This window comes from Nostoc sp., from assembly GCF_036916975.1.
GTDB lineage: Bacteria > Cyanobacteriota > Cyanobacteriia > Cyanobacteriales > Nostocaceae > Nostoc.
The window spans coordinates 19843-40292 of record NZ_JBALFF010000040.1 but is presented as its reverse complement, the minus strand read 5'-3'; the positions used below and the strand labels follow the sequence as shown (position 1 = coordinate 40292).

Annotated in this window: 15 protein-coding genes and 2 pseudogenes; 7 read left to right on the top strand and 10 right to left on the bottom strand. The window is 42.1% G+C overall.

The features are described 5' to 3' along the window. The first annotated feature begins 132 nt into the window (after window positions 1–132). On the top strand, window positions 133–909 hold the full coding sequence (locus V7K73_RS09280) for an Rpn family recombination-promoting nuclease/putative transposase (protein WP_334879204.1): 777 nt from the start codon (window positions 133–135) through the stop codon (window positions 907–909). A 228-nt stretch (window positions 910–1137) separates the two neighbouring features. Here the strand turns inward: V7K73_RS09280 and V7K73_RS09275 are convergent, their stop codons facing one another. From V7K73_RS09275 to V7K73_RS09265, 3 genes are all read right to left on the bottom strand, one after another. Beyond that, window positions 1138–2373, bottom strand: coding sequence for a DUF445 domain-containing protein (locus V7K73_RS09275; protein ID WP_334879202.1), 1236 nt, complete (start codon window positions 2371–2373; stop codon window positions 1138–1140). A gap of 229 nt (window positions 2374–2602) precedes the next feature. Beyond that, window positions 2603–3316 (bottom strand): bifunctional demethylmenaquinone methyltransferase/2-methoxy-6-polyprenyl-1,4-benzoquinol methylase UbiE, encoded by a 714-nt coding sequence (ubiE, locus tag V7K73_RS09270; RefSeq protein WP_334879200.1) that lies wholly within the window; start codon window positions 3314–3316, stop codon window positions 2603–2605. Between the two features lie 59 nt (window positions 3317–3375). Further along, entirely contained in the window at window positions 3376–4314 is a 939-nt protein-coding gene (locus V7K73_RS09265; RefSeq protein WP_334879199.1) for a response regulator, read from the bottom strand. 306 nt (window positions 4315–4620) lie between these two features. Between V7K73_RS09265 and V7K73_RS09260 the strand changes: the two genes are divergently transcribed. Continuing rightward, window positions 4621–5709, top strand: a complete 1089-nt coding sequence (locus V7K73_RS09260; RefSeq protein ID WP_334879197.1) for a RuBisCO accumulation factor 1 — start codon at window positions 4621–4623, stop codon at window positions 5707–5709. A gap of 566 nt (window positions 5710–6275) precedes the next feature. Beyond that, entirely contained in the window at window positions 6276–8813 is a 2538-nt protein-coding gene (locus tag V7K73_RS09255) for an ATP-dependent helicase (RefSeq protein WP_334879195.1), read from the top strand. A gap of 564 nt (window positions 8814–9377) precedes the next feature. Here V7K73_RS09255 and V7K73_RS09250 read toward each other — a convergent pair. The 3 genes and pseudogenes from V7K73_RS09250 to V7K73_RS09240 all read right to left on the bottom strand — a co-directional run. Beyond that, complete coding sequence (locus V7K73_RS09250; protein ID WP_334879193.1) at window positions 9378–9623, bottom strand: ChaB family protein; 246 nt, start codon at window positions 9621–9623, stop codon at window positions 9378–9380. Between the two features lie 114 nt (window positions 9624–9737). Then, window positions 9738–10406, bottom strand: coding sequence for a DUF1345 domain-containing protein (locus V7K73_RS09245; protein ID WP_334879191.1), 669 nt, complete (start codon window positions 10404–10406; stop codon window positions 9738–9740). A 367-nt stretch (window positions 10407–10773) separates the two neighbouring features. Beyond that, window positions 10774–10863: pseudogene (locus V7K73_RS09240) on the bottom strand (DUF1499 domain-containing protein); the annotation flags it as partial. Here V7K73_RS09240 and V7K73_RS09235 point away from each other — a divergent pair. Continuing rightward, window positions 10858–11535 (top strand): annotated as a pseudogene (locus tag V7K73_RS09235) (aminotransferase class V-fold PLP-dependent enzyme); the annotation flags it as partial. The pseudogenes V7K73_RS09240 and V7K73_RS09235 sit on opposite strands and share 6 nt — an antisense overlap. A gap of 663 nt (window positions 11536–12198) precedes the next feature. Here V7K73_RS09235 and V7K73_RS09230 read toward each other — a convergent pair. Beyond that, window positions 12199–13560, bottom strand: a complete 1362-nt coding sequence (locus V7K73_RS09230) for a hypothetical protein (RefSeq protein ID WP_334879190.1) — start codon at window positions 13558–13560, stop codon at window positions 12199–12201. Between the two features lie 476 nt (window positions 13561–14036). Between V7K73_RS09230 and V7K73_RS09225 the strand changes: the two genes are divergently transcribed. Beyond that, window positions 14037–14972, top strand: coding sequence for an MlaE family ABC transporter permease (locus V7K73_RS09225; protein ID WP_442936746.1), 936 nt, complete (start codon window positions 14037–14039; stop codon window positions 14970–14972). A 137-nt stretch (window positions 14973–15109) separates the two neighbouring features. On the opposite strand, the gene V7K73_RS09220 is transcribed toward V7K73_RS09225, so the two are convergent. Continuing rightward, window positions 15110–15538 carry a hypothetical protein gene (locus V7K73_RS09220; protein ID WP_334879188.1) on the bottom strand — a complete coding sequence of 143 codons (429 nt, stop codon included), beginning with the start codon at window positions 15536–15538 and terminating at the stop codon, window positions 15110–15112. 55 nt (window positions 15539–15593) lie between these two features. Then, window positions 15594–16721, bottom strand: coding sequence for an ABC transporter ATP-binding protein (locus tag V7K73_RS09215; RefSeq protein WP_334879186.1), 1128 nt, complete (start codon window positions 16719–16721; stop codon window positions 15594–15596). A 199-nt stretch (window positions 16722–16920) separates the two neighbouring features. Here V7K73_RS09215 and mrdA point away from each other — a divergent pair, with 199 nt between their 5' ends. Then, window positions 16921–18768: a penicillin-binding protein 2 gene (gene mrdA, locus V7K73_RS09210; RefSeq protein WP_334879185.1), complete on the top strand. Its 1848-nt coding sequence runs from the start codon at window positions 16921–16923 to the stop codon at window positions 18766–18768. A gap of 194 nt (window positions 18769–18962) precedes the next feature. Further along, entirely contained in the window at window positions 18963–20030 is a 1068-nt protein-coding gene (locus V7K73_RS09205; protein WP_334879183.1) for a serine hydrolase domain-containing protein, read from the top strand. Between the two features lie 35 nt (window positions 20031–20065). On the opposite strand, the gene V7K73_RS09200 is transcribed toward V7K73_RS09205, so the two are convergent. Further along, window positions 20066–20449: a hypothetical protein gene (locus V7K73_RS09200; RefSeq protein WP_334879181.1), complete on the bottom strand. Its 384-nt coding sequence runs from the start codon at window positions 20447–20449 to the stop codon at window positions 20066–20068. Between the last annotated feature and the right edge of the window lies 1 nt (window position 20450).

Sequence of the window (20450 nt, the reverse complement as noted above, 5' to 3'; positions counted from 1 at the left end):
TCCGGATAAAGATGCGCTAAAGCGCAACTACGAGCCAAATACAGAGATTTTACTTTTCGTTACATAGTTTGGTTTTATCTTGCCTACCTACTTACGACTCAGTTTAAAGCTTTGGAGTGGTAGGATTTTTGGATGTTTGATAACATCTGCAAATTTCTCGCCGAAAACTTTTCCACCGACTTTGCCACTTGGCTGTTAGGAGAACCCATTTCCCTCACGGAGTTAAGTCCTTCTGAACTCTCGTTAGAACCTATTCGAGCCGATGCACTAATTTTATTGGAATCGACAGAATTAGTGCTTCACCTAGAGTTTCAGACTCAACCCGATGTTAATATGCCATTTCGCATGATTGACTATCGACTGCGAGTCTATCGCCGCTTTCCCCAAAAGCAGATGCGTCAAGTGGTGATCTATCTTAAAGAAACAAGCTCAGAACTCGTGCAACAAAATACTTTTACCATTGCTGGTACTCCCCACGAGTTCGAGGTAGTTCGATTATGGGAACAGCCGACAGAGGTATTTTTGCGCTATCCAGGTTTACTTCCATTCGCGGTGTTGGGTGGGACAGATGACCGTGCAAGTATCTTACAGCAAGTAGCACAGGAAATTATCGGGATTCCTGACCAACGGTTGCAGAATAATGTCGCAGCTGCCACAGCAATTTTAGCTGGTCTAGTATTAGAGAAAGGGTTAATTCAAAGAGTATTACGGAGAGACAATATGCGCGAATCTGTAATTTTTCAAGAGATTGAGGCTGAGGCTCAGGCAAAAGGTAGAGCACAAGGTATTCGCCTGGTGGCTGTGAATCTGCTCAAAAGCCAAATGCCTTTGGCAGAAGTGGTAAGAGTCACTGGATTATCACTGGAGGAGGCAGAGTTGTTACAAAAAGAGATAGAAGGTGAGTTATAGACGATTTAAAACTGTTAAACCTACCAGTATTGAGAAGCGATCGCCTAGTGTGCCAAGGCGATCGCTTTTTTAGGATTTATACTGGACTGGCAAGGTAAAAGTAGACCTAACTAGATTTTTATAGATATATATGGTAAAAATACCAATTGGTACAAAAACTTTTGGAGCAATCAAAGCAATTGAATCAACTCCACTTATCACTCAGTTATTCATTAAAAACTAACCATACTACTGTTGAACCAACAGTAAAAACACTGTCTGGAATAACCCTACAACAAAACCCAAAACACCGCCTAAAGTTACAATCGCTTGCAATTCATTTTTGACAATTCCCTCAATTGCAGCTTCTAAATCAGCCGGTGAAGTTGATTTTACCCGGTCAACTATTACTTGATCTATTGACAAAATCGGAATTGCTTGCGCCACAATCGCTTCTAAATCTTTTTCCAAATACTTATCTAATATTAAAGCCAACTCTTGACTCATGACTTCTAAAGAAGTACTGACAACAGGTGAACTACTCAGACGATTTAGCAGGACTACAGCAATATTTTCCCAATCAACAGAATCAGTTAATCCTTGTAAAAAATCGCTGCCGCTGTTTTGTAGATAATGACGGACACTTTCGCGGGTGGTCTTTCGGAGTTGGCGCACCGTCGCCATTGGCAAGTTTTGTAATGATAAATTTTGGAGTAATTTCCGAATGCGATCGCGCATTTGCAAATCTTGAGTCAATTCCTGCAAACGAGTATTAGCAGCCTCCTTTTCATCCAAGCAAAAAGTCCGTAGCCGTGTGAGAGTATTACGTAAGCCAAACAAATTTGCTACTACCCAATAAGTCCCACTGGTTTTTTCGCGGAAGCCTTCATCAATAATTTGAATTGTGCGATCGGTCAAAAAATCAACTATCGTCTGCCGCAGTGCATCTGGCGGTAAAACTGCTTGCAACAACCAATCAGCAAGCCGCGTGGCTTGTTCTTCACTCAATTGAAATTCCAGTAATATCTGGTCAAAAATTTGATTGATCTGCGCTTCCAAAAAGTCTTCACGCCGCGCCAAAACTTTGAGTAAGCGTGGCAAGGATTCCCCTAGTAAATCCCGCAATATCCCTGCCACAATTTTGGCACTTTTCTCGTTTTTATCTGTTTTAATTTGTTCAATAGCCAGCCGCAACAACCAGAGAATTGCTGATTGCACGCGTTCTGTTTGCAACAAACGCCGCGCCAGATTTTGCAATTCTTGTGGTGTCAAGAGTGACCCCATAATTGTCTTAGAAATGTTCAAAGCTAAACGTTCCTGGTTGCGGGGAATCAATCCAGGAGTGAAGGGTACTCTTCGTCCAGCAATGTAAATTGCTAGGTAAGGACGGAACAACATTTTTATGGCTATATCATTTGTGAAATAGCCAATAATTCCACCCAGTACCGGGGGAGACACATAAAGCCAAGAATGAGACCAGTCCACAGGATTTTGGATTTTGGATTTTGCGGTGCAGCGCTGCGGACGGGTTTCCCTGCGCAGGCGACTGCACCAAGACGGATTTTGGATTCTAGATTAGAAATTAGGGATTGAGTATTGGTAATTGGTATTTGCTGGTTATTAATTGTTAGTTCTTTTTCCACTAACCACTAAGGATTCTCCATTACCTATTATCTATTCCGCAGTCCCCAATCCAAAATTGCAAATCTAAAATCTAAAATTTGCTGACTACCAGCACTCCCATCATACCGTTCACAATGGGGTAGTGTGTGGCAACAGCAAAACCAACTTGCCGCGCTAACTCTATTTGCTCTCTCCCGATGGGAAAGCGGTCTAAGCTAGGGCTGATGTAAGCATATTCTTCTTTTAAACCTAAATAACTAGCTACTGACACCACAAAATTGTCCAGATACAACTGCTGTAAGGCACGTAGCTGAGGATTACTCGGTCGATGAAAGTCTAAAATTGCGGCTTTAGCACCCGGCTTCAAAACCCGGTATAACTCTTGAAGACTGCGGGGAATATCTTTAACATTTCTTAAACCATAGCCCATTGTTGCAGCATCAAATTGGTTATCCTCAAAGGGTAAATTTAGCACGTCGGCTTCTACCCAGGCGATGCCTACGGCAGGCATTGCCAACCCAGGTTGGGGATACTGTCTTTGGGAGCGTAATGAAGCTTTTTCTAGTAGGTTGGGGGAAAAATCCACTCCGTACACCTTCCCTGTTGCTCCTGTTTGCCGTGCCAGACGTAAAGCTAAATCACCGCTACCGCAACACAAATCTAATGCTGTATCACCCGATTTAGCTCCACTCCATTTCACTGCCATTTCCTTCCATATTCGATGTTGTCCCAGACTCAACCAATCGTTCAACTGGTCATAAACCGGAGCAATACGGTTAAAAATCGATTGAATTTCGTTAGTCATGGGGTATTGGGCATCGAGCATAGGGCATAGGGTATTAGTTTTTGACAAATGACAAATGACTAATGACAACTAGTAAGAGCGATCGCTATCAGTTGGGCTGATAAATTAATTAGCATTAATTCATCTTCCCGTAAAGTGCAGGGTTGTTTCCACTGTAGTGATAATACGCCCAAAAGTTGATGACGGTAGCTAATTGGGATAACTAAATGTGCTTGCACACCCGTATTTTTGTAGTGGATAGCATCAACTAATTTAGTGTCTTTAGGTATATTTAAGGAAACTTGCATCTGCCCAGTGGCGATCGCTTCCTTTGTTAGTGGGTCAATAGATAGCCAATTCTCTATTGTACCTGTATCGCTGTAAGTTCCTTGAGTCGCAATTAGAGTATTTCCATGTGTAAGTTCTAGAATACACCCGTCTGTTCCAAAAGTCTCACTCACAGCCCTAGCAATTGGAGCGAGAGTTTCTTCTAAGCTAGAAGCTGCTTGAGTTACCTGTACCAAAACACTTAGCAGCGCCATTTGAGCATGAGAACGGCGTAATTCTTCTGTACGTTGCTTGAGCAAGTCGTAGGTTTCTGCTGCTCTTTGCACCACTGCCTTCAGTTCGCCTGGGTCCCAAGGCTTGGTGATATATTTGTAGACTTGCCCTGCATTAATCGCCTCTACTAAGTCTTCAATATCAGTAAATCCAGTCAGAATTATCCTAACCGTATCGGGAAACTGAGGTACAGTCTTGCTGAGAAACTCAGTTCCTTTCATTTCTGGCATCCGTTGATCGGAGATAATCACCGCTACCTCGCCTTCTGCTGCCAAAACTTCTAGGGCGTTTACCCCACTATCAGCTTTGAGAACATTAAAGTCGCGGCGAAAGGTGCGATAAAGCAGATCGAGATTATCTGGCTCATCGTCAACTACCAGGATTTTCAGCTTTTTTGGTTGTTCGAGAGTCATCACTTGATATTGGAGTTTATTAATTTCTAGACTGGGCTTATCCATAAGATATTTCCTTTAAATATTCACTATCTTGTTATATTCCATACGAAGCTTAGTTGAGAATAGCCGAAAATTATCAGGGGTTTTTACGGAGTTAACTTGCCTGTTTCAATACGGTAACTGGGAATTTTACAGAGGATATTTGTCTGCCCTAATATCTGAAGCAAAAAAAAATTGCCCAATAATAATTAACTAGATAAGTTTCGACAGATCAACTCAAGGCAGTAGGTATGGGTAGTTCATAGATTAGAATAAGACTTGCTCATGAGGTATTAATCAACCTCTCAAGTTGAAGCTCGCACTCTGATTATGACTGATCTACCACCCAACGCTCAGAATCCCGAAGAAAATGCTACCAACGATGTAGCACAAGAATTATTGCGAAGACTGAGGCAAAAACAAGGCAACTGGGTGGAATGGGGAGCCGCGATCGCCACGCTAGTAAAAACCGGTTACAACCCCCAAGACATTTTTGAGGCGACTGGATTTGAGCCGATTCAACAAAATCAAGTGGTTGTTGGTTCTCAAGTTTACAATTCTTTAGAAAAGTTTGGAGTCCCAGAAGAAACGCGATCGCACTATGCCACACGCGGGAGTGATGTTTTATATGAACTGCGTTTGCTCACCCAAGAAGAACGCGCCGCCGCCGCCCAACTAATCTTCGTCCACAACGTTGATGCCGATGAGGCACGGGATATAGCAAAAGCAATTAAAGAGTACTCCTATTTCCGCACTTTACCAGAAGGATTTTCTGCCCATCCTGGAGATGCTGTTGCTCATCAAGTTTGGAAACTAGCCCGCCAAAATGCAGATTTACAACAGCGATCGCGCCTAATTGCCAAAGGTTTACGCTTTGCTCACACGCCAGGAGCAAGGCAAAAAATCGAACAACTACTGACTGATTTTACTACCGTTCCCCAGCGTCCAGCGCCAATTTTACCCTTTTACCGTCTGGAATTTGAAGAACAATTACCCCGAATCTTGCCGGTGGTAGGCGAATTGCCATTGTCACGGCAAGACTTGCAAGCTGTGCCGATATTGACAGAAATTGAACCATTTCGGATGGTCAAGTTTTCTGGAGAGCAAGCTTGGGTACCCTTACCAGGTTGGCAAGTGTTGTTAGCAGCAGTTGATCCAGTAGTGATTTTAGCAAATAGCGATCGCTTCCCCATCCAAACCCAAAGCCAAATAGGGTCAGTCGTCGTTGTGGTAGATCGGGCCCAACGAGAATGGGATGCCTCCAGCTACTTTGTCGTTGAAAATGATGGGGAATTAAATTTTCAGTGGTTTGAAACTGAGCCAGAAATTCCCTTACTAGGACAAATTATTATCATTGTTCGTCCTAAGAAAATTTTGGATGAAGAATTAACTAAAGATTCCTGGCAGATTGACGAATAATTCCATTTTAGACAGGACTCTAACTAGGGCTATTTCATTCTAAAATGTGACGTTTTCAAAGTCCCTCTCCCAGACTTGGGAGAGGGATTTAGGGTGAGGGCAAAAACTACGGTTCTCAACTTAAATCGCGTTTAAATTCTTATTTTTCTGAAAAAGATTCCTAAAAACTGCCGTAAAAATAGAATGAAATAGCCCTGGGGACTGACAAATAAAAAAATACCCCACAAGATTGGGTAATTTATTTGTTGGAAGTCCCCAATCTAGTTTTATTTATTCTCACCGACTTACTTACGAACCTATTAAGTAGGTAGACGTAATTAAACATATAATAAACCTCACTCTGCCTCCGGCTTCCCTCTCCGATACTTTGGAGAGGGATTGAGGGTGAGGTTTTATATTTAATTTGACCCACTTACTTAAATAAAATGGGAGCATCCCAATAAAACTTGATAGACTACTATCAGGAATTTAGTAATTTGGCATTACGAATCAGCGAAAATTATTCATATCTGCGGTTTGGAAATTACATTCAACACATAACATATATTTAATATATAAAATTTGGTATGTCAGACTCTAAATTTACTGCTCCTCTGGCTCCAGAATCACTCCACTCAGAATTATCTGAGCGATCGCCTGTTTCTTCTCTGCGGGAGAAAATTCTAGCAATTCGCAATAGTCTACGTCCTGGACAGCAACAAATGGCTGACTGGCAATCTGGCCCTTTGGCTATTTCTGCGGTTCCTGGTGCAGGCAAATCTACTGGTATGGCGGCGGCGGCTGCGATCGCAATCGCCCGTCAGTATGAACGTTCATCCTCGCGTCGTCAATTAGTAGTCGTCACATTTACTCGTTCAGCTGCTGCCAATATTAAAGCGAAGATTCGCAAATTCTTACGAGATGATTTATTTTTACCTCAGACTGGATTTTTTGTCTATACCCTACATGGTCTAGCGTTAAACATTGCCAGTCGGCATTCTAATTTGTCAGGTTTGCAGTTAGAAAATGTCACATTAATTACACCAACCCAAAGTCACCGTTTTATCCGAACAGCTGTAGAGCAATGGATTGCGAACAATCCAGGAATATATTTACGGTTACTAGAAGGTCATCAATTTGACGGAGAAGAGACAGAAAGATTGCGTCGCCAATCGGTGCTGCGAACAGAAGTATTACCGGAATTAGCTAATACAGTAATTCATGAAGCAAAAAGTTCTGGGATATCGCCACAAAGGTTGCGAGAGTGGAGTAAACAAACCACAGACGAATATGCAATTTTGAGCGTAGCGGCGGGATTGTATGAGCAATATCAAAACTTAATGCGATCGCGTGATTTCATTGATTACGACGATATGATTTTAGCCGCACTGCGCGTTTTAGAAAATGACAGCGCCCGTCGCATCGAGCAAAACCAAGTTTTTGCAGTCTTTGAAGACGAAGCCCAAGATTCTAGCCCACTTCAGACGCAGCTTTTAGAAATTTTGGCGAGTGATGGGGGAGCGAGGGGAGATGAGGGAGATGAGGGAGATGAGGGAGATGAGGGAGATGAGGGAGATGGGGGAGATGAGGGAGATAACTCCTCACTCCTCACTCCTAACTCCTCACTCCAAACTCCTAACTCCTCACTCCAAACTCCTAACTCCTCACTCCAAACTCCTAACTCCTCACTCAACTTAGTCCGAGTTGGTGACCCCAATCAAGCAATTAACTCTACTTTTACCCCAGCCGATCCGATTTATTTTCGGCAATTTTGCGAAGAGTGCGATCGCATCAAACGATTGGCAACGATGGATCAAGCTGGTCGCAGTACTAGAATTATCATTGAAGCTGCTAACTTTGCCCTCAAATGGATCAATAAACAGTCGTCAGCAACAACGAATAACGGACAAAAAACTCCTGACAACCGACAAGTACCATTTCGCTTGCAGACAATTCGCCCTGTTGAAGTTGGCGATCCGCAAAAGGGAGCCAATCCAGCACCAGTAGGACGAGGGCTAGAACTTTATACTCCGCGTGACATTCATCACACCGTTGAATTGTTATCTCAAAGAATAATCGAGTTATTTGGCGAAGACGCAACACAAAATAGTGCAGCGATTTTAGTCCGAGAAAATCGCCAAGGACGATGGTTAGCAGAAGCTCTAACACCTGTGTGCAAAGAGCATAATATTACACTGTACGATGTGGGAGAACGCGATCGCCGTTCCCATGTTCCCCAAGAGATTTTAGCATTGCTGCAATTTTGCGATCGCCCCCACTCCCCCGATTACCTCAAAGCCGCCCTAGAAGCATTAGTCCAGCGCCAGTTAATTCCTACTCAAGACCTCAACGCCCTTGCTAGTCTCCCAGAAGAATTTTTGTATCCTGGACCCCTAGCAGTACCCCAGCCAGAAACAGTCCATAAAGCTGCTCGTTTGTGTCGCAGTTTACTTCGCGCCCGCTTAGAATTGCCCCTCTACCAGCTAATTTCCTTTCTCGCCTTGACCTTAAATTACGACCAGGCAGAATTGGCAACTGCTGACAAACTCGCAGAACGGGTAAACCAGCAGATAGCAGGCAATAGTTCGATGGGGGGAATGCTGTCAGCTTTAAGTGAAATCGTCAGTTCCGAACGGTTTGAACCAGTGGAAACCGAAGATTCGGAAGAACGTTACACTCGTCGCGGTCAACTGACTATTATTACTATGCACAAAGCCAAAGGGCTAGATTGGCACTATGTATTTCTTCCCTTTCTCCACGAAAACTTGATTCCTGGGAGATTTTGGGTTCCTCCCCAAAGCCAGTTTTTAGGGGATTTTACCTTATCAGAAGTAGCCCGCGCCCAAATTCGTGCTGCTCTCCACGCTGAATCTACCATCCCAGATGTTACACAAGCATGGGAACAAGCAAAGCACTTGAAAATATCTGAGGAGTACCGTTTACTATACGTTGCTATGACACGAGCAAAGCGTCTGGTGTGGATGTCAGCAGCGCAGAAAGCCCCCTTTACTTGGAGTAAACCGGACAATTTACAAGAACAAGCGCCTTGTCCGGTTTTTCCAGCATTAAAACGCCAATTTCCTGAATCTGTGATGAATTTAGCAGTAATGGCTAAACAAGCTTAGACCTCTTGCATAAATCAAAAATAAAGAACCTCACCCCGCATTTGAGTAAACTTACGCTCCCCTCCCCAAAGCATCGGGGAGGGCTGTTAGGGACTTTTGCAAGAGGTATCTTGAGCAAAAGTTTTAAGAAATTGAATCATCCTAAATCATTTGTGAAAATTATATATCTCTTTTTTCGGGAGCATCTCAATGAGTGCTTAAATCTTTTCCCTCACCCCCAGCCCCTCTCCCTTCAGGTGGGAGAGGGGAGACATAATTCTAGTTCCCCTTCTCCCATATGAAGGGAGAAGGGGTTAGGGGATGAGGGCAAACACAAACTTTTTGCACCTGACGGGATGCTCCCCTTTTTTCTTTCTTCCCTTTGCGCCCTTAGCGAACTTTGCGGTTCGTTTTATTATTTATATTTTTCACGAATCAAACTTAGTTTCTTCAAAATGTCTATCATCTGGCAAAAATTTATGAAAAAGCAAAAGGGAATTCCATCCCCGCTTCGTAAAAATGGAATTCACCTTTAAATTTTGCCTTACCTCTAACAAAAGATAGCTATGCCAAGCTTAAACTTACTCAATTGCCACCAGACACAACAGATTTATTATGTATAGCAGTGTCTTCAGGCTTTCTCTGCCATTTACCATCACTGCCTGGTTCGTATTCATTCTTTACACTATTCCAAGCAATTTCACGCGCACCCTCTTCACTCAAACCATCACTTTGAGCAGCGCTAAGTGCTGCTGCAAAAATCTGCTGTGCGTGTTCGGGCAACTGTTCTTGAATTTCAGCAGGTAATTCATTTATTGTTTGATCAGCCATAAACTTACTCCGATTATCTCAAGTTAAGTTCATGTTAAAAAACTTGCAATAGAATTTCCTCTTTCTGAAAGTAGAGAAGTAAATAATCATACTTATGGCTGAGTTAAGCGATTTTTAAATCAGCGATGCAATAATATTGATGCTCATCGCTAAAATTGTGGTATTGAAAAAGAACGATAATATACTATGTAACAGAGTCAAGCGCCTTATATCGCGTGATGTCGTCTGCACATCTGAAACTTGACTTGTCATGCCAACTACAAATGAATAATATAAAAATTCCCAATAGTCTGGATAGTCGTTATTAGGAAAATCTAAACCTTTGGTGATTTCTTCTCTATTATTACGACTAATAGATTTGTAATAACTGTGTGCATATTGCACTGCAAACATCGTATGCACTAGTAACCAGGAACCAACAATAGTCATAATTGAAAGTATGACATGTAGGTTAAGCAGAATTGTTGATAACCCTTTTTTATTACTTAGTAAAAACCCGATCGCTAAAACACTAGCACAAGCCGCAGCTATCACCAGCAGAAATATAGCTAAATGTCCTTCATATTCATTCTCAGCATAACGGCGAATTTTTTCTGGGGTAGCTTTGATCATCTTCCACCAGGTTACGGCTAAGAAAAAGTCAGCAGCAAAGTTCCAAGCACAGAGAATGCGAGTCGGTAAGTGCAGCCAAGATGGAAGAATTATTGAAACTAATACAGCAAGTCCGACAGCAATTATCAATCTGGGGCGGGGGTCAAAGTTTTTAAACAAATTCAGTTTCACAAATGTTGCGATCGCAAATAACTAATTCGTAATTCATAACTAATCAAAACACCACACCAATTTTACAATTTGGTGTTTTTTAAGCTAAGTAAGCGGGTGTAAATAATCATCACTCCCTCGTAGTTGCGCTTTACCGCATCCAGATAAAGATGCGCTAAAGCGCAACTACGAGCCAAATACAGAGATTTTACTTTTCGTTACATAGTTTGGTTTTATCTTGCCTACCTACTTAATCCTCATTCAAATTGCAGCTTTGTGTATCCACCTCCCCCTTATTCTTAAGTATTCTAACTACATAACTTAGAATCAGCTTACTTGTTGTGGTGTAAATTTTTAACTAATTCAATTACGAATTACGAATTACGAATTATTTTAACTTGGCTCTAATCGTTTCTATTCGTTGACGATTAACACCCAAATCGCTTTGACCTAAGCGTGAAGCTGAACGTACGTAGATACGGTGACAAGTTTGGGTGGAGTCCCCTTGTTTTTGGATGCTTGGGGAGTTGACTTAGCCTATAGTTGTAGCCAAAAAGGGTTGGGTTGCCCGCCTGGTGCTTCGCCCTTTACAATGAGTCCGCGTGCAGTTGAAAAATTGCAACAGCGCCAAACAAAGGTTGCAAACTGGTATTTGGATATGTTGTTACTGGGTAAATATTGGGGCGCTGAACGCACCTATCACCATACAGCACCGATTAATTTATATTATGCATTGCGGGAAGCATTACGTTTGCTTGCAGAAGAGGGATTAGCAAACTCCTGGCAGCGGCATCAAAAAAATGTAGAATATCTCTGGGAAGGATTGGAGAATTTAGGACTGAGTATGCACGTTGAGCAAGAGTATAGACTGCCAACGCTCACTACTGTCTGCATCTCCAGTTAATCAGTTTTTTAGTCTTAAGCTTAGATAGAGTATAGACTGCCAACGCTCACTACTGTCTGCATCTCCGCAGGGGTAGATGGGAAAGCGATCGCTCGCCAGTTACTCAATGAGTATAATATTGAAATTGGCAATGGTCTTGGCGAACTAGCAGGTCTTGTTTGGCGCGTCGGATTGATGGGCTTTAATAGTCGAAAGGAAAGTGTTGACCAACTTTTAGCAGCCCTACGGCAAGTTTTGCCTAAGTAGTTTTCGAGTGGTATAGCGGTTAGGAGTTTATGTGAGGTACATCCGTAGGGGCATGGCAGTGCCATGCCCTTACAACTGGCGATATAATGTTGTACCGCATCTGAATGGGAACCGCTATAGTGGTGCGTTAATAGTAGGTTAACGCACCTGATATAAAGAGCAACGCCGAATAGCCCGCCATAGGCATCGCTCTAACATTCATTCGAGAATAAAAGCAAACTCATTGCGATAAAAAACCAACAAACAGTAGAGGCAAAAGTATTAGTAGGGACACAATTAATACGAGGGTTCCTGGCTCGATTTTAATCTGGTTCTTCTGTGGATCGCGCATTTGGCATTCCCTCGAACAATAAGTATATTAACTCAGCCTAAAGGATGTTTATTGCTTTTTTCAAGCCGAATCAGGTTGAAAAATGTAAATTTATAGCAAGTTTATCGCACTATCAGCTTATTTCTTCCAAGGTAATTTAGTTCCCATTTCAGTCAATGCAGAAAAGATGAGATAGAGGACGAGTAAGCCAGCACCCGCACAAAAAGCCAGTAAATCGTTATCCATAAGTGCTATTTACTAAAACTTCGCTAATCATAGCGGAATCACTTAATATTTAGCATTTTTCTAAAGCCCTACAATCTTTGGTCTTTTGGGTGCAAACTGTACCAACCCTACCAGTGACGAACTGCTAGCCAGACGGCAGAAAGCAAACCCGCGAGGCTGAGGGTTAGTCCACTAAACGGTATTAATAAGCCAAAAATGGGTAATACTGCTCCAGCAATAGTGCAGATAATAGCAGCAAGAGAAGCACTGCGACTTGCGCCCAATCCCCATGTCAGAAATAGTAAGATGATGGAAATTAAAGTCCAAGCCAACTGAGCATTCATGACGCGGGCCAGATAGGTCAACATTAATAAACAAGCAAAGAAAATACTAGCAGCGATCGCAATATTTTTCAAACTCATTGGCAGTGACAAATATAACAATAATATCCACCACAAAAATATTGCTGGTGCTAGCAATAAAAGACGCGGAATTACGCCAGTATGACGAATAGGTTCGGTGTTGGTAAACACTCCAAATGGATTTTTGACTGAAACATTATCGTCAAATTTCCAAGTAAATTGCGTACTGCGTCCGTTAACTTTAATTTCATTCGGTACAATACCACTAGCAAAATCAGCCGGAGCAAAGTTAGCAACTGCTATGAGGCTAAAATTAGAAAGCAACTGTCCTCCTGCGCTATAAACCCAGCGAGGCCCTCCCTGAGCCTGATAGGTGACTCGAAAAGTGGTTTCTTCTCCTGGTTGTAGTTGGAAGAGAAAGCCATAGTCTCCCGGATTGGTTTGTTGTAACCTAGTACCATCACGTTCGACTTTATAGCTAGCAAGCAGTGTATAGCCATTGGGTGGCGGTGCTTCAAAGAAAAAATTATTAATATCTTTAAGCTGGTTAATTACTTTATAATCGGCAGTATAATTTGCCTGATAAATCGAACTGCGACCTGGAACATCTACGCTTTGGTCAAGCTTGACTTGAATTTGCGAACCAGCCAGCATTAAGAAGCGGTTAATCTCTCGCGTCTGGTTTACCTTAACAATCTTGCCATTGACTTGAGTGTTATAAGAGTATGGCTCTTGAATAGAGTAGCGCACTTGCGGCGCAAATTGTTCGAGCCTATCACCTGCAACACTTTCAGCAACTTGAGCCACCCTTGCTTGTTCCCAGTAGTGGTAGCGATTGCTTAAAGTTGAACAGAGAAAAAATCCTGGTACTAATAGAATTAATACTAAGGTTAAATGCTGTAATCCTTGCAGCAGTTGAGAATAACCAATAGCCCATTCGCCGATTATAACTTGTTGCGGCTGGCTTCGACGGAGAGAAAAACTCATCAGTGCGATCGCAACTCCCAAAGCTACAACCAAAAATACTAATAACAGTGAAGCTTTGAGCGCCTGGGTTCCAAATTGGACAAGCTCAATCGGATGCGTCAAATCGGGTAATCCGGGAATACCTTGAGCAGAAGATAACATTGGTTGATTTTTGCAGAATTTGGAAAACCAGACCGATAAAATCTCTTAAAAGTTTCTAAAATAAAGTTTTATTTGATACCTAGACAGTTTAAATATAAGATCAAACCTCACCCTCAATCCCTCTCCAAAATATCGGAGAGGGAAGCCGGATTGAGGGTGAGGTTTTATATTTAATTTGACCCACTTACTTAATCTTGGTATAAAGATCAAAAGCCCAGTCTTTGTGACCAGGCTTTTGAGCGTAAACAATGGGGCTATATTCCCCGAAGGTTAGTTATAGAGGTTCAGTATAATATCGATGCTCTGATAAGTAATACCACTTTGCTGTTATCGATTCCGGAAAATTCGCTAAAAATTTTTGAGTAGCCTTTATCTCCCAAAATACACCAAGCGACTGGCAGCGTCAGCGTGTAGGATCTAAAAATATTAACTTTCCGGCTTTTGCTGATGAATAATGAATTTGGTAGCTGGCAAGAATGGCTGACAGTATTCACCTATCTAGGTCTTACGGTTTTTATTATCTGGCGCGTGTTTTCCACCGAGAAGAGTTAAAAAAGCTGCATATCATCTCAGCAGGGTCGTTTTGCTCAAAAGACAAAATTAATGTCCATAAAAAGCCAGTCTTAAGGACGATAAAATTGCGACTAAAAACAAATTTCGAGCAATCTTGGATTGTACGCTGTTTTATAGCAGTACTGCTTTTCGGTCAAGTGTGGCTACATTTACTCCAAGGAAAAACGTACTATCGCAAGATTCTGCAACATCTAGCGACCGCAGGGCCAGGTTCTATCTTTCCAGTTCTCCTTGTCAGTGGTTTTGCAGGGATGATTTTTACTCTTCAGATGGCAAGAGAATTAATCCGATTTGGGGCTATCGATGCTGTGGGAGGTGCTTTTGCCTTCGCTTTTTGTAAAGAATTGGCTCCTATTTTGACCGCTAGTATTATGGCCGCACAAGTAGGTTCTGCTTTTGCAGCAGAAATAGGAGCAATGCAAGTCACAGAGCAAATTGATGCACTTTATATGCTCAAAACTGATCCAATTGATTATCTAGTAGTTCCTAGAGTAATTGCTTGTAGTTTAATGATGCCTTTGATGACGATTTTAGCTTTAGTTACGGGCATCTTCGGCGGAGTTTTTGCCGCATCATATTTTTACAAAATTATTCCCGAAATATTTTTAGAATCAGTCAGAAATTTTTTAGAACCGTCAGATTTGTTTATTATTTTGCTAAAAGGTTTTATTTTTGGGGTGATAGTTGCTGTTATTGGTTGTAGTTGGGGATTAACTACTAAGGGAGGAGCGAAGGAAGTAGGAGAATCGGCAACAAAAGCAGTGGTTACTAGTTGGATATCAATTTTTGTCATGGATCTTTTCCTATCTATACTGCTGTTTGAACAGCCTGCATTTTGAAACCAAGCAAGTATTGCAGAAGATTTCCGACTTTTTTTAACAAGTTGGAAACCTGAGCTAAAAAGAAAGTTGTGGTTAAATAATACTGGTTTTGAAGCCTTGGCGTAGCGCCCCGCAGGCATCGCTAGCTTTTACGATCAAGAATATATTAATTTGTAGATTAGCGCACCCAAGGCCAAACCGCTCAATGAAAAGATAGATGCAGCTAAAAAGGCTAGCCCTGCCCTAAGACCTGCTGTTTGAAAGTCTATCTTGACTAATATAGTTGCCGAAACGATTAGCAAAGTATCAAGAAATACTCGAAACCAGGCAATCATAATAAAGAACAAGAAAGCTGCTACAACGGCAACGGCGAAAGACCTCGTATTTGATTTAAGTAAAATACTGAAGTAATATGTTATTTTCGTCCAGGGAATGGTCAACGTTACTATTAAAAGTAAGATAGCAACGACAGTCGCCAGCCACATCGACACAGAAGCGCGTGTTTCAGATATTAGCCAGCCCAAAGTACTGTAACTAAGCAGTACTAACGCCAGGGACACCCAAGGAACTCTTTGCATTGGCATGGGTTAATACTCCTAGTACAGGGTCAAGGTTTTATTCCATTATTGAATCTTATAACTATTGACTAATAGCTAAACAATCATTTTCTGCCCACCAAACATAGATGGGCGTGTCGCGGTCTACTAAAACGCCAAAAGTATTCGGTTGCAACACATTTATGCTAATGCCATTTGTTAATTCCACAACATAATTAACATGTGTACCCAAATACATAACATTGACAAGCCTTCCTTCAAAAGAGTTAGTTGGCAAATTGGGTGGATAAAGAGAAAGCTGGATTTTTTCTGGACGGACACTCACTACGACTGCTTGTGATAATTCAGATGGTGTATTTTCAGCGCGGCTAATGATAATTGAGAGTGCCGTTTTTGTCGAAATTTTAATATTAGAAGAGTCTACTGCGACAATTTCACCGCTAAATAAATTAGTATCACCAATAAAATCAGCAACAAAAGATGTGCAAGGACGTTCGTAGATTTGGCTAGGAGTGCCAACTTGTTCAATTTTACCTTGGTTCATCACGGCAATGCGATCGCTCAAAGACAATGCTTCTTCTTGGTCGTGTGTCACCATCACAAAGGTCACTCCCAAGTCTTTGTGTAAATTTGATAACTCCACCTGCATTTCTTTACGTAGCTTTAAATCTAACGCCCCTAAAGGTTCATCGAGTAATACGACGGTGGGGCGATTAACTAAAGCCCTTGCTAAAGCGACTCGCTGCTGTTGACCACCAGAAAGTTGATTGGGAAAGCGCGATCGCAAACTTTCCATTTTCACGAGTTTTAAAGCTTCTTGGACTCTAGCTTCAATTTTCGATTTGGGTATTTTTTTTAACCGCAGTCCGAAGGCGATGTTATTCCAGACATTCAGGTGGTTAAATAGGGCGTAACTTTGAAATACAGTATTGACGGGTCGGCGGTAAGGCGGCACATTAGTCATAGAATGACCCTGAATCAACACCTTGCCAGCATCAGCGATTTCAAACCCAGCGATTAAACGCAGTGTTGTTGTTTTACCACAACCGGAGGGGCCTAAAATACTAAAAAATTCTCCCTGTCTAACATCCAAATCGATTCCATTTACTGCTGGTTCTTGGTTAAAAAACTTGAACACGTTACGCAGTTCAACATCTAGTGGCTGAAAAGTTGTTATCCCCCTTTGATTCTGCATGACAATTTGAGCCATAATCCTCAGTAGAATGCCGTGATATTACGTGATGTCAGTAGTCTATTGGGCAGACTAGATTTGACACTTTGGTTTATTGTATCCGCCAAAAACAATTGTTCAAGAAGATACTTGCCCAATTCTTTTATACCCAGTACTGGACATCAGTTTAGGGTAATTGTATACAGATAATACCCCTATTAGAATCATTATTTGTCTTATGTCTTTATTCCCATCAATTGGCAGCAAAAAAGATACACGTACAGTTGGACGTGGTTTCCAATCAATATTTTTAATCGTATTTACCCTATTAATGACCGGCGGTATTGGGACGCGTTTGGCATATTTGCAAATTGTTGAAGGACCAAAACTCCGGGAACGAGCCGAAGCAAACCGAATTCGGATGATCTCCAAACAACCGGAACGGGGAAATATTTTTGACCGCAACGGTAAACTTTTAGCCACTACTCGCTATCCTAGCTCTGTATATTTGTGGCCGATGGCACATACTAAGCCTTCTTGGTCTGTAGTCGGGCCGCGTCTAGCGCAAATTCTCAACATTCCCCAAGATGAAATGGAAAAGAAATTAGAACAAGCTGGTGCTAATTCTTCTTCACTCATCCGGGTGGCTCGCGATCTAAATGAAGCAGAAATCACTGCATTAAAGGAGTATAAAAATGAACTCCCAGAAGTAGAAATCAATACAGATTCTGTGCGTTATTATCCGCACGGCAAGGAATTTGCTCATGTACTAGGTTATACGCGAGAGTTGACCCCCGACCAGTTAAAGGACAAAAAGCAGCAAGGCTACCGACTCGGAGATGTAATCGGTCAGATGGGGGTGGAAAAGGCTTATGAGAAAATGCTGCGCGGTGAATGGGGGGGTCAGCAAGTCGAAGTGGATGGTGCGGGTAGACCAATTAGGGTTTTGGGGGAGAAACAGGCAAAAGCTGGTAACGATTTGCACCTGACTATAGATTTGGATGTGCAGAAGGCTGCCCAAAAAGCTTTGGGAAATCACCGAGGGGCGATCGCAGCACTCGATCCGAATAACGGTGCTGTTTTAGCACTGGTATCTTACCCCACCTTTGACCCAAATATCTTCTCCAAACAAAAACTCTCCCAGAAAGATTGGGAAAGTCTACAAGGTAAAGATCATCCCTTGGTCAATCGGGCTTTGAGTGCCTTTCCCCCCGCCAGTACTTTCAAAATTGTCACTACCACAGCTGGGTTGGAATCGGGTAAATTTTCTCCTGATACAATATTACAGACCTTTGGTTCTTTGACAGTTGGTGGGGTGACTTTTGGTGAGTGGAATCACGCCGGATTTGGGCCATTAGGATTTCCCAGAGCGATCGCAATGAGTAGTGATACTTTCTTCTATCAAGTTGGCAGAAAAGTCGGTGGCCCAACTTTAATCGAATGGAGTCGTAAATACGGGTTTGGTCAAAAAACTGGCATTGAATTTCAGGGTGAAGAATCAAAAGGTTTGGTTCCCGATGAAAAATGGAAGCAGAGGGTTTTGAAAACACCTTGGACTGTAGGAGATACCATTAATATGTCAATTGGTCAAGGTGCTTTACAAGTTACACCCCTACAATCGGCGATTATGTTTTCTGTGCCGGCTAATGGTGGGTATCGAGTTCAGCCGCATTTGCTCAAAGACAACGAAGAAGCAAAAAGTTGGCGAGAATCCTTAAATATGAAGCCAGCAACTATCAAAGTTCTCCGCGACGGACTGCGGAGGGTAGTGAGTGAGGGTACAGGTAAGCACTTGAACGTGCCAACAATTGCCCCAGCGTCTGGGAAGAGTGGCACTGCTGAAGCTGGTGTTGGTCGCCCCAATCATACTTGGTTTGGTGCTTATGCCCCCAGTAATAAGCCAGAAATTGTGGTTGTGGCATTTGGTGAAAATACCGGCGAACATGGCGGTACTATTTGCGGGCCAATGGTTTTACAAGTGTTGGAAGCTTATTTTCAGCATAAGTATCCAGGTAAGTATCAAAAACCTCAGCCTGATCCATCAGAAGCTAAAACTCAGAGTTCAGGACATGTGACTGGAGATTAGTACCAGGGACTGACAAATAAAAAAATACTCAACTACTTATTGTGGGGTAATTTATTTGTTGGAAGTCCCTTAGCACCGCAGGTGAACTTAAATTAAGTTACCTTAAGGGGGTTTTAGTGGTAATTTATTTGTTGGAAGTCCCTTAGCACCGCAGGGCGTAATTCGTAATCGTCAAACAAAAATCAGATCAAATTATGATTGACGGCTATATTCGAGCCATAATGACTCAAAATCAAATTCCAGGGCTTTCTGTTGCAGTGGTACAGGAAGGTGAACCTGTTTTAGTTAAGGGGTATGGACTGGCGAATATTGAACACTCTGTTCCAGCGACTGAACATACAGTTTATGAAATTGCCTCTGTTGGTAAAACTTTCACAGCTACAGCCATAATGATGCTAGTGGAACAAGGGATAATTTCGCTAGAAGATGCGATGCCTGCGGCGGTAAACTACGCAGATTATCTCGATTATCTACCGATAACGTGGCAAAATGTCACAATCCAGCATATTCTGTCTCATCAGTCTGGAATTCCTAGTTATACCGATGCCCCAAACTACTGGGAAATTACCCATCTTAATTTATCGAAATCTGAAATTTTGGCTCTAGTTACTCACCTACCCCTCAAGTTCCAACCAGGTGAGTTTAGCGCCTATGACAACACAGGTTACTATCTACTGGGTTTGATCCTAGAAAAGGTAACTGGAAAATCTTATGGAGATTTGTTGCGCGATCGCATTTTTGCTCCTTTGAGAATGAATGCAACCGTGATGAATGATCCTAGTGACATAGTGCCACATCGGGCTGCTGGCTATCGGTTGCAAAACAGCAAACTCGTTAACAAACCTTACTACAGTCCTTCGGTTACTTATTCTGCTGGAGGTCAACTTTCCAGTGTAGAAGATATGGTGAAGTGGGAACAGGCGCTTTCTAGTGCAACTCTACTAAAGCAATCAACCCTTGATTTGATGTGGATTCCTCATTTTCCCAATCAGGGGGATGATTGGGAAAAGTTGAGATATGTTGCAGGTTTAGGTTGGTGGGTATTTAATTATGGCGATCGCCGAGTAGTTGGTCATAATGGTTCGATTTTAGGATTTGCAAGTAACATTACCCGCTTTATTGATGACAAAATTACCGTAATTTTACTTTGCAATCTAGATAAAATTTCCCGACCAGATGCGATCGCTAAAAAAATTGCTGAATACTACTGTCCAGTTCTTAGCAAAGTAGTGCTTCAGCCTCCATTAAAGGAGAGGGAGTAAAACTAATGACTCCTGACATGAGCCTTATTCAATTCCTATTGAACTTCCTGCAACTTTTGCGTACCTTGAATTTCAGGTAGTGGTTCCAAGGAAGTAGTTACAGGAGAATAATGGCAATAACAAATAATTATTGCTTCAAAATCGCTTATCGGCAGTTCTGAGGAATACTCTTCAACCCTCGTTACTTCCCAATTCCCCACTCTACTGTGAGTACTAGCATCTGGAAACCGAGAATCAGCGAACTGTTCAATTTTGTGATATTCCCTTAACCTATAACCGGGTGTAGGTAAGGCGCGTGACGAAGAGTCAAAATGTTCAGCAAGGATGTCGGTAAGCGCTCCAGTGTGAGTAAGTGACCTTTTTTGGGCGTCATGTTCCTCAGTCATCTCGGCACGGAAAATGATGTATTTTCGTCCCATC

Excerpts from the sequence above, each read along its gene's own strand:
- V7K73_RS09280 (WP_334879204.1), top strand. The coding sequence starts at position 133 with ATGTTTGATAACATCTGCAAATTTCTCGCCGAAAACTTTTCCACCGAC.
- ubiE (WP_334879200.1), bottom strand. The coding sequence starts at position 3,316 with ATGACTAACGAAATTCAATCGATTTTTAACCGTATTGCTCCGGTTTAT.
- V7K73_RS09265 (WP_334879199.1), bottom strand. The coding sequence starts at position 4,314 with ATGGATAAGCCCAGTCTAGAAATTAATAAACTCCAATATCAAGTGATG.
- V7K73_RS09260 (WP_334879197.1), top strand. The coding sequence starts at position 4,621 with ATGACTGATCTACCACCCAACGCTCAGAATCCCGAAGAAAATGCTACC.
- V7K73_RS09255 (WP_334879195.1), top strand. The coding sequence starts at position 6,276 with ATGTCAGACTCTAAATTTACTGCTCCTCTGGCTCCAGAATCACTCCAC.
- V7K73_RS09250 (WP_334879193.1), bottom strand. The coding sequence starts at position 9,623 with ATGGCTGATCAAACAATAAATGAATTACCTGCTGAAATTCAAGAACAG.
- V7K73_RS09230 (WP_334879190.1), bottom strand. The coding sequence starts at position 13,560 with ATGTTATCTTCTGCTCAAGGTATTCCCGGATTACCCGATTTGACGCAT.
- V7K73_RS09225 (WP_442936746.1), top strand. The coding sequence starts at position 14,037 with ATGGCTGACAGTATTCACCTATCTAGGTCTTACGGTTTTTATTATCTG.
- V7K73_RS09220 (WP_334879188.1), bottom strand. The coding sequence starts at position 15,538 with ATGCCAATGCAAAGAGTTCCTTGGGTGTCCCTGGCGTTAGTACTGCTT.
- V7K73_RS09215 (WP_334879186.1), bottom strand. The coding sequence starts at position 16,721 with ATGGCTCAAATTGTCATGCAGAATCAAAGGGGGATAACAACTTTTCAG.
- mrdA (WP_334879185.1), top strand. The coding sequence starts at position 16,921 with ATGTCTTTATTCCCATCAATTGGCAGCAAAAAAGATACACGTACAGTT.
- V7K73_RS09205 (WP_334879183.1), top strand. The coding sequence starts at position 18,963 with ATGATTGACGGCTATATTCGAGCCATAATGACTCAAAATCAAATTCCA.
- V7K73_RS09200 (WP_334879181.1), bottom strand. The coding sequence starts at position 20,449 with ATGGGACGAAAATACATCATTTTCCGTGCCGAGATGACTGAGGAACAT.